This is a genomic window from Amycolatopsis rhizosphaerae (assembly GCF_007713715.1).
GTDB classification, from domain to species: domain Bacteria; phylum Actinomycetota; class Actinomycetes; order Mycobacteriales; family Pseudonocardiaceae; genus Amycolatopsis_E; species Amycolatopsis_E rhizosphaerae.
In genome coordinates, this window is record NZ_VJWX01000317.1 from 1 (window position 1) to 8,375 (window position 8,375).

At 71.1% G+C, this 8,375-nt stretch carries 10 protein-coding genes; 6 read left to right on the plus strand and 4 right to left on the minus strand.

Annotated elements, in window-relative coordinates:
• Positions 1-3 precede the first annotated feature (3 nt).
• Positions 4-744, minus strand: a complete 741-nt coding sequence (locus FNH05_RS25620) for a GNAT family N-acetyltransferase (RefSeq protein ID WP_144591269.1) — start codon at positions 742-744, stop codon at positions 4-6.
• A gap of 117 nt (positions 745-861) precedes the next feature.
• Between FNH05_RS25620 and fdxA the strand changes: the two genes are divergently transcribed.
• Both fdxA and dapC read left to right on the plus strand, forming a co-directional pair.
• Positions 862-1,182 carry a ferredoxin gene (gene fdxA / locus FNH05_RS25625; RefSeq protein WP_144591270.1) on the plus strand — a complete coding sequence of 107 codons (321 nt, stop codon included), beginning with the start codon at positions 862-864 and terminating at the stop codon, positions 1,180-1,182.
• Entirely contained in the window at positions 1,179-2,276 is a 1,098-nt protein-coding gene (gene dapC, locus FNH05_RS25630; RefSeq protein ID WP_144591271.1) for a succinyldiaminopimelate transaminase, read from the plus strand. The genes fdxA and dapC overlap by 4 nt, the downstream gene beginning before the upstream one ends.
• A gap of 29 nt (positions 2,277-2,305) precedes the next feature.
• Here dapC and FNH05_RS25635 read toward each other — a convergent pair whose 3' ends face one another.
• Positions 2,306-2,881 carry a TetR/AcrR family transcriptional regulator gene (locus FNH05_RS25635; RefSeq protein ID WP_144591272.1) on the minus strand — a complete coding sequence of 192 codons (576 nt, stop codon included), beginning with the start codon at positions 2,879-2,881 and terminating at the stop codon, positions 2,306-2,308.
• A 68-nt stretch (positions 2,882-2,949) separates the two neighbouring features.
• Here FNH05_RS25635 and FNH05_RS25640 point away from each other — a divergent pair, with 68 nt between their 5' ends.
• Positions 2,950-4,356, plus strand: a complete 1,407-nt coding sequence (locus tag FNH05_RS25640) for an FAD-dependent monooxygenase (RefSeq protein WP_144591273.1) — start codon at positions 2,950-2,952, stop codon at positions 4,354-4,356.
• Here FNH05_RS25640 and dapD read toward each other — a convergent pair.
• The gene (dapD, locus tag FNH05_RS25645) at positions 4,328-5,311 is read right to left on the minus strand and encodes a 2,3,4,5-tetrahydropyridine-2,6-dicarboxylate N-succinyltransferase (protein WP_144591274.1); all 984 of its coding nucleotides are present in this window, start codon (positions 5,309-5,311) and stop codon (positions 4,328-4,330) included. The two genes, FNH05_RS25640 and dapD, sit on opposite strands and share 29 nt — an antisense overlap.
• A gap of 27 nt (positions 5,312-5,338) precedes the next feature.
• Positions 5,339-5,767, minus strand: coding sequence for a hypothetical protein (locus tag FNH05_RS25650; RefSeq protein WP_144591275.1), 429 nt, complete (start codon positions 5,765-5,767; stop codon positions 5,339-5,341).
• Between the two features lie 56 nt (positions 5,768-5,823).
• Here FNH05_RS25650 and dapE point away from each other — a divergent pair, with 56 nt between their 5' ends.
• From dapE to FNH05_RS25665, 3 genes are read left to right on the plus strand one after another with little or no spacing between them, the layout of a single operon-like run.
• Positions 5,824-6,885, plus strand: a complete 1,062-nt coding sequence (dapE, locus tag FNH05_RS25655; protein WP_144591276.1) for a succinyl-diaminopimelate desuccinylase — start codon at positions 5,824-5,826, stop codon at positions 6,883-6,885.
• A gap of 16 nt (positions 6,886-6,901) precedes the next feature.
• Positions 6,902-7,681 carry an LOG family protein gene (locus tag FNH05_RS25660; RefSeq protein WP_144591278.1) on the plus strand — a complete coding sequence of 260 codons (780 nt, stop codon included), beginning with the start codon at positions 6,902-6,904 and terminating at the stop codon, positions 7,679-7,681.
• Positions 7,681-8,250, plus strand: coding sequence for an LOG family protein (locus tag FNH05_RS25665; protein WP_144591277.1), 570 nt, complete (start codon positions 7,681-7,683; stop codon positions 8,248-8,250). Before FNH05_RS25660 ends, FNH05_RS25665 begins: the two co-directional genes overlap by 1 nt.
• Positions 8,251-8,375: the final 125 nt, after the last annotated feature.

The window sequence follows — 8,375 nt, forward strand, 5'->3', positions numbered from 1 at the left end:
CCTTCACAGGGATCGATCCTTCCACGCCGGAATCCAGTAGCGGTACCGATGGTGCTCGCGGAATCCGAGCGCGGCGTACAGCGCGAGAGCGGGCGCGTTGTCCACCGACACCTGGAGCGCACACCGGGTTGCGCCGTGGCCGGCCGCCCACATGCCCGACGCGGCGAGCAGTGCCTTGGCCAGCCCTCGCCGCCGGTGCTCCGGCCGGACGGCCAGGCAGGAGACGTGCAGCAGGTCTTCGACGACGGCGGCCCGTACCGCACCGGCCCCGCCCGCGGCCTCCCCGTAGCCGATCTCGCCGGTGGTGAGCACGTGCCGTTGGGCGGAACCCGGCTCCGCGGTGCCCGCGGCCAGTTCCCACCAGGCGGGCGTGGGGGCGGACCGGATGGTCACGTCATCGCGTGCGGGAGCCGCGCCGGCGGTGAGGGGGCTGACGAGCACCGAGACCAGGTAGCCCTTCGCGTGCTGGACGTGGGGCACCCAGCCCGCCGCCTCGATCGCCCGTTCGGTCCGGCTTCCCTCGACCACCAGGACCATCGGAGGGACGGCGTGGACGTGGGCGAAGTCACAAACTCGATCAAGGGCCTCCGGCACCCCGATGCCGGGATCGCCGATCGCGAGCGCGCTGTTCGCCCGGCCGGTGAAGCCGCCCGCGGCACGTAAACGCCAGTCACCGACCTTGTCCTCGGCCACTGGAGGCCACGCGTCGGCACACTGCCGCTCCAGCGTTTCGATGGGGTCCATGCCCGGTATTCTGCCGATCAGCACCCGAATTAGGGTGCCCTTACCTAGGAATACCCGGCCCGGGCCGCGTAATGTCCGAGCCAGAAGCCGGATCTCATTCAACAGCAGGAGAACGCAGTGACCTACGTGATCGCCGAGCCCTGCGTCGACGTGCTCGACAAGGCGTGCATCGACGAGTGCCCAGTCGACTGCATCTACGAGGGCGACCGGATGCTCTACATCCACCCCGACGAGTGCGTGGACTGCGGTGCCTGCGAGCCGGTGTGCCCGGTCGAAGCCATCTACTACGAAGACGACGTCCCGGACGAGTGGGCCGAGTACACCAAGGCCAACGTGGACTTCTTCGACAAGCTGGGCTCCCCGGGCGGGGCCTCCAAGGTGGGCAAGGTCAGCGACGATCCGCAGTGGATCAAGGACCTGCCCCCGCAGGGCGAATGAGGTCCGCGGGGAGTTCCCTCCCCGACTTTCCGTGGGATTCCCTCGCCGAGGTCAAGGCGGTCGCCCACGCGCACCCCGGTGGCGTGGTCGACCTGTCCGTCGGCACGCCGGTCGACCCGGTGCCCGCCGCCATCCGTGACGCACTGGCCTCGGTTTCGGACATCCCCGGCTACCCGCAGACCCACGGCACTCCGGAGTTGCGTGAGGCGGCCGTGGGTGCGCTGCGCCGCCGTCACGGGGTCGAGGGGCTGGAGCGGGACGCGGTGCTGCCCACCATCGGCTCCAAGGAGCTGGTGGCCTGGCTGCCGCGGTTGCTGGGGCTGGGCCCCGGCGACACGGTGGTGATCCCCGAACTGGCGTACCCGACCTACGAGGTGGGTGCGCTGCTGGCCGGGGCGCAGGTGCTGCGCGCGGACAGCCTGCTCGCGCTGGGCCCGCAACGGCCGGCGCTGATCTGGCTCAACTCGCCGTCCAATCCCACCGGCCGGGTGCTCGGGGTCGAGCATCTGCGCAAGGTGGTCGAGTGGGCCCGCGAGCGCGACGTGGTGGTGGTCTCCGACGAGTGCTACCTGGCGCTGGGCTGGGAGGCCGAGCCGGTTTCGGTGCTGCACCCGTCCGTCCACGGTGGCGACCTGACCGGTCTGCTCGCCGTGCACTCGCTGTCGAAGTCGGCGAACCTCGCCAGCTACCGGGCCGGTTTCGTGACCGGTGATCCGGCACTGGTGGCCGAGTTGCTCGCGGTGCGCAAGCACGCGGGGATGATCGTGCCGCGTCCGGTTCAGGAGGCCATGACGGTCGCCCTCGCCGACGACGAGGCGCTCGCCGCGCAGCGCGAGCGGTACGCGCGGCGCCGGGCGGTGCTGCAGAAGGCGTTGCAGGGCAACGGTTTCCACATCGACCATTCCGAGGCGGGCCTGTACCTGTGGGTCACGCGGGACGAGGACGCCTGGGTGACCGTGCGCCGGCTCGCCGAGCGCGGGATCCTGGTCGCGCCCGGCACCTTCTACGGCCCGCGCGGCAACCGGCACGTCCGGGTCGCGCTCACCGCGACGGACGAGCGCGTCGAGGCCGCCGCCGAGCGCCTCGCGGAGTAGCGAGCCCCGCCGGAGGAGTCGGCGCGCCGTCAGTAGTCGCGGCCGTTGAGGCCGCGGTAGACGAACCGGGTGAGCGCTTCGACGGCTTCGTCGTCGGGCAGTTCGCCCTGGTACGTGCGCGCGAACGTGTCCACGAGCGCGTACATCATCGCGATGCTCACGCCGCGCCCGGCGGGCGGCCGGGCCACGTGGTCGAGGTGGTCGGCGATCTCGTCGGCCTGGGTCCTGGCGAACTCGTCCAGCTTGCCGACGAAGGTTTCGTTGACCAGTGCCGCCTGCTGGAGGGCGAGCATGGTGGCCCGGTTTTCACGGAAGAACCGCCAGTAGGCGGCCACGTGGAAGCGCACCGCCGCCGGATCCGAGAAGTCGGCCCTGTGCCCGTCCTCGGCCACTGTCTCGTCGCTCGCCTCCGCGAGGTCCGCGAGAAGCGCCTCGAGTAGTTCTTCCTTACCGGTGAAGTGGTTGTAGAACGATCCCGCCGCCCGGCCCGCTTCCGCCGTGATGTCGGTGATCTTGGTGTTCAGATACCCGCGAGTGGCGAACAGCCGCTTCGCGGCCGCCTTCAGCGCGGCCTCGGTCTCGGCCGCCCGTTCCTTGCGTTTCACCGCACCTCCTTGACGGGGAACGCTAGCAGGACCATTATGAACCCTAATTCACTGAATTGGAGTTCATTATGCTGGTGCTGATCGCGGGAGCCGGGCCGACCGGGCTCACCCTGGCCATCGACCTCGCGCGCCGGGGTGTCGGTGTACGTGTCATCGACAAGGCGACGGAGTACTTCGCCGGATCGCGCGGGGACGGCCTCCAGCCCCGCACCCTGGAGGTGTTCGACGATCTCGGCGTCCTCGACGCGGTACTGGCCGCGGGCGCCCCGCAAGCCACCTTCCGGGTTCACCTCGACGGAGCCTTCGCGGGGGAACGGCGGATGAGCCCGTTGCGCGAGCCCACGCCCGCGGTGCCCCACCCCAACGGGTGGGTACTCGGTCAGTCCCAGACCGAAGGGCTGCTGCGGGACCGCCTGGCCGAGTACGGCGTCCGGGTCGAACTGGGTACCGAACTGGTGGCCTTCCGCCAGGACGGCGACCGGGTGACCGCGGTGCTGTCCACCGGTGACGAGGTGCGCGCCGACTACCTGGTGGGTGCGGACGGCGGCAAGAGCTTCGTGCGGAAGACGCTGGGCATCGCGTTCGAGGGCAGCACCGACGAATCGGTCAGGATGCTGCTCGGGGACGTCGCCGTGCCGGACCTGGACCCGGCGTACGGGTACTGGTTCGCGCGGGCGGGCGAGCCGATGGCCGGGGTGATGCTGAGCCCGCTGCCGGGCACCGGACTGTTCCAGTTCGTCGCGCCGCTACCCGAGGGCGAGACCTCGGCGTCACTGGAAACCCTGCAGGCGCAACTGGACGCGCTGGGTGCGGGAGTGCGCCTGGACAGGCTCGCCTGGTCCACCGTCTGGCGTCCGAACGTGCGACTTGCGGAGCGCTTCCGGGATGGGCGGGTCTTCCTTGCCGGCGACGCGGCACACGTCCATCCGCCCACCGGCGGCCAGGGCCTGAACACGGGCGTGCAGGACGCCTACAACCTCGGCTGGAAGCTGGCCGACGGCGATCCCGGGCTGCTCGACAGCTACGAGACCGAGCGGCGCGCGGTCGCGATCCGGGTCCTGGAGGTCAGCACTCGACTGCTGCGCAAGCACGTCGAAGGCGCGGAGGACGCCCTCGAACGGGGGGAGGACACCTGGCAGCTGGACATCAGCTACCGGACGGGCCCGGGAGACCTGGTGACGGGGGACCGGGCGCCGGACGCGCCCGTCGTGGACGGGAACGGCAAGCGGCTACGGCTGTTCGACCTGTTCCGCGGTCCGCACGCCACCCGCCTGGTGTTCGGGGCCGCGGCCACGCCCGGGACGCCGCACGCGTACGCGGTGCTGCGCCCCGGGCAGCGGGTCGCGGGACCGTCGGTGGTGGACGCCGAGGGGCACGCCTTCGCCGCCTATCACGCCACCGTCGGGACGGAGTTCCTGATCCGCCCCGACGGACACGTCGGTGCGATCAGTCGTTGGCGTGAAGGGCCGCGTTGAGTTCGACGGTGACGCCGGCGCGCGGGACCACCTCGACCGCGCCCGTGGCCGAGTTGCGGCGGAACAGCGCGTTGGAGATACCGGAGAGCTCGCGCGCCTTCACCGAGCGGCCCTCGACGAGCACCTTCGTGCCCGCCGTGATGTACAGCCCGGCCTCGACCACCGAGTCGTCGCCGAGCGAGATGCCCACCCCGCCGTTCGCGCCGATCAGGCAGCGCTCGCCGAGGGAGATCACTTCCTTGCCGCCACCGGAGAGCGTGCCCATGATCGACGCGCCGCCGCCGACGTCGGTGCCGTCGCCCACGACCACGCCCGCGGAAACCCGGCCCTCGATCATCGAAGCGCCGAGCGTGCCCGCATTGAAGTTCACGAAGCCTTCGTGCATCACGGTCGTGCCCGCCGCCAGGTGCGCGCCGAGGCGCACGCGGTCCGCGTCGCCGATCCGCACCCCGGTCGGCAGCACGTAGTCGACCATCCGGGGGAACTTGTCCACGCTGTACACGGTCACCGGCCCCCGGGACCGCAGCCGCATCCGGGCCGCCTCGAAGCCGTCGACGGGGCACGGGCCGTGGTTGGTCCACACGACGTTGGCGAGCAGGCCGAACATCCCGTCGAGGTTCTGCCCGTGCGGGCGCACCAGCCGATGGGAAAGCAGGTGCAGGCGCAGGTAGAGGTCGTGCGCGTCGGCGGGTGCCTCGGCGAGCCTGCCGATCCGGGTGCGGACCGCGATCACCTCGACCCCGCGCGCCGGATCCGGGCCGAGCAGCGCCGCCGCCGCCTCACCCAGCACCTCGACGGTCTGTTCCCGGGTGAGCCGTTCCGTCCCGGCGGTCCCCGGCTCGTCCAGCTTCGGATGCGGGAACCAGGTGTCGAGCACGGTGCCGTCCTCGGAGACGGTCGCCAAGCCGACGCCGTGTGCGCCGGTGGTCTCGGGATTCGGGGTCTGTTCGCTCACGGCCCCTACGGTAACCGGCCGGGGCGGTCAGCCCGTGGTGGCCTGAGTCTCGATGATGCCCTTGACGTCACGCAGGGTCGTCGAGATCGTCGTCAGCGCGGTCGTGCACGGGTCGCCGGGAGCGGTGGCCGTCTCGCAGTGCGCCGTGCGGTAGGACGCGACGCTGCGGTCGAGGGTGTCCGCGAGCGGGTTGAGCCCGGAGAGCTTCGGGCCCGCGAGCTGCCGCACCATGCCGACCGTGCCGGCGATCTCGGTGACGTACTTCTCACACCCCTTGGGGGCCTGGGTGGCCGGGGACGTGAAGCAGTCGTCGACGGACAACGCGCGGAGCTTGACGGCCAGCACGCCGGGGCTGACGACCTGTCCGGTGCTGCTCGGTTTCGTGCCGGAGTCGGTGCCGCAGGCGGCCACCACGAGTGCCGTGGCAAGGACGGCCAGGATCATTCGCGTGCGCACGCCTGCCACCGTACGCGCAGCGTCACCGCCGTCGCGCCGAGGCTAGTCTCCAGGTCATGACTCTGGACCTGCACGCCGATCCCGTCGATCTGACCTGCGCGTTGGTGGACATCCCGAGCGTCTCGGGCTCGGAAGCGGCGATCGCCGACGCCGTGCAGGCCGCACTGGAGGGGCTGGGACACCTCGAGGTCGTCCGCAACGGCGACGCGGTGCTCGCCCGGACGAACCTCGGCCGGGCGTCGCGGGTGGTGCTCGCCGGGCACCTGGACACCGTTCCGGTGAACGAGAACCTGCCCGTCCGGCGGGACGGGGAGGTGCTGCACGGCCTCGGCACGGTGGACATGAAGGGCGGGGACGCGGTGTTCCTGCACCTGGCGGCCACGGTCACCGAGCCGCGCCACGACCTGACCTTCGTCTTCTACGACTGCGAAGAGGTCGAGGCGGTCCGCAACGGGCTGGGCCGGATCCAGCGGGAGCTGCCCGAATGGCTGGCGGGCGAGCTGGCGATCGTCGGCGAACCGTCCAACGCGGTGATCGAGGCGGGCTGCCAGGGCACCATGCGGGTCGAGCTGCGGCTGACCGGGCGCCGCGCGCACACGGCGCGGGCCTGGATGGGGGAAAACGCAATCCACGCGCTCGCCGAACCGCTGCGCAGGCTCGTCGGGTACCGGCCGCGCGATGTGGAGATCGACGGCCTCACCTACCGGGAGGGCCTGCAGGCGGTCCGGGTGTCCGGCGGGGTGGCGGGCAACGTCGTCCCCGACGAGGCGGTGCTCGCGGTCAACTTCCGGTTCGCACCGGACCGCGGCCCGGAACAGGCGGAAGCCCACCTGCGCGAGGTTTTCGACGGTTTCGATCTGTCCGTTGTGGACGTCTCCGCGGGCGCACTGCCCGGGCTGACCGCACCGGCCGCGGCCGAACTGGTGCGCGCGGCGGGCGGGAAGGCCGCGGCGAAACTCGGCTGGACCGACGTGGCGCGGTTCGCCGCGCTGGGCATGCCCGCGGTCAACTTCGGCCCCGGCGACCCGACGCTGGCGCACACCCGCCAGGAGCACGTGCGGGCCGGGGAGATCCGGCAGGTCGCCGGGGTACTGCGGGATTTCCTGTCGGGTCGTTAAGCTCGCGGGGGTGACGATGGACGAGACGGACGAAGTCGCCGACTATCCCGAACACCCGCTGGAGAAGCACCGGGGGCCGGTCGTGCTCCGGCGGGGCAGGCGGGTCGAGGCGAGCACCACCGACCAGCGGCTGCTGGACTCGCGCGGGCCGACGGACTGGGTGCACACCGACCCGTGGCGGGTGCTGCGCATTCAGGCCGAGTTCGTCGAAGGGTTCGGCGCGCTCGCCGAGGTTCCGCGCGCGGTCACCGTGTTCGGCTCCGCCCGTACACAACGCGACCACCCCGAATACGAACTCGGCCGCAAGATCGGGTCGGCGCTGGCGGAAGCGGGGTTCGCGGTGATCACCGGCGGTGGCCCCGGCTCCATGGAAGCGGTCAACCGCGGCGCCTCCGAGGCAGGCGGGCTGTCGGTCGGGCTGGGCATCGAGCTGCCGTTCGAGCAGGGGCTGAACCCCTGGGTCGATCTCGGCGTGAACTTCCGGTATTTCTTCGCCCGCAAGACGATGTTCATCAAGTACGCACAGGCGTTCATCTGCCTGCCCGGTGGGTTCGGCACTCTTGACGAGTTGTTCGAGGCGCTCACCCTGGTGCAGACCAAGAAGGTGACGAAGTTCCCGGTCGTCCTCTTCGGACGGTCCTACTGGGGCGGGCTGTACGACTGGGTGCGCGAGTCGGTCCACGGTGAGGGCAAGATCGGTGAGAAGGACCTGGCGCTGCTCCACCTCACCGACGACGTCGAGGACGCGGTGCGCGTGGTGCGGGAGGCTTACAAGGCATGGGAGGAGACCCACTGATGCGCCGGATCTGCGTGTTCTGCGGCTCGTCGTCGGGCAACGACGCGGTTTACGCCGAGCAGGCCGCCGCGCTGGGCAAGCTGCTCGCCGAACGCGGCATCGGCCTGGTCTACGGCGGTGCGAGCGTCGGCATCATGGGCGTGGTCGCGGACGCGGCACTGGCCGCGGGCGGTGAGGTGATCGGGGTCATCCCGAAGCACCTGATGCGGGTGGAGATCGGGCACGCCGACCTGACCGAACTGCACGTGACCGCCGGGATGCACGAGCGCAAGGCCAAGATGGCGGAGCTGTCGGACGGATTCCTGGCCCTGCCGGGCGGTGCCGGCACACTCGAGGAACTGGCCGAGGTGTGGACTTGGGCCCAGCTCGGCCTGCACCACAAGCCGATCGGGCTGGTGGACGTGGCGGGCTACTACCGGCCGCTGCGGGAGTTCGCCGACCACATGGTGGCCGAGGGTTTCCTGCGGCCGCAGCACCGCGATCTGATCTTCATCGACCCCGATCCGGTGGTCCTGCTCGACGCGTTCGAGTCCTACGAACCACCGACCGTCGCCAAGTGGATCGGCTGACGCCCTGGCGCGAGCCGTGAGGGGCCCCCTCACGGTCGATATGACCAGGGGCCCGGCAAAGTCCGGTCCGCTCGCGGTGTACGGCGCGCCCGCCGGGCGAGTCCCACGCTCGTGCGCTTGTGTCC